This is a genomic window from Vibrio sp. 2132-1, from assembly GCF_033344315.1.
Genome location: NZ_JAWPON010000744.1, coordinates 1 through 545 on the forward strand (window position 1 = coordinate 1; position 545 = coordinate 545).

Genomic DNA, 545 nt, shown 5'->3' on the forward strand with positions numbered 1-545 from the left:
CGAAATCAAATACTGATGTTTTCAGATCAAGAAATGTCATCACTTGGTGCAAAATCCTTTGATCAAATGAAGAAGGATATTCCAATCAGTAAAGATAAAAAGACCAACGCTTACGTACAATGCGTAGCTAAGCAGATCACCAATGCCATTCCACCTCAAGCTGGTTTCAAAGATTGGGAGGTCGTGGTGTTTGATAGTGACCAAGTCAATGCGTTTGCGTTGCCAGGCGGAAAAATTGGTGTTTACACTGGCCTTCTCAAGGTAGCGAAAAACCAAGATCAGTTAGCAACGGTTATCGGGCACGAAGTGGCGCACGTTTTAGCAGAACACAGTAACGAGCGGCTGTCTCAAAGCCAGTTGGCCAATGCTGGGCTGTCGTTAGCCAATGTGGCAATTGGCGCATCTGAATACAAACAATATCAACAGCTCACTATGGCCGCGTTAGGTGTTGGTGTGCAGTACGGCGTAATTCTCCCTTATGGAAGAACGCAAGAGTCTGAAGCAGATATCGTTGGCTTAGAGTACATGGCGAAAGCTGGATTCAA

At 45.3% G+C, this 545-nt stretch carries 1 protein-coding gene; it reads left to right on the forward strand.

The window, feature by feature from the left end; translation table 11 throughout:
• On the forward strand, positions 1–545 hold a 545-nt coding region (locus tag R8N47_RS27735), incomplete at both ends, for a M48 family metallopeptidase (RefSeq protein ID WP_318186428.1).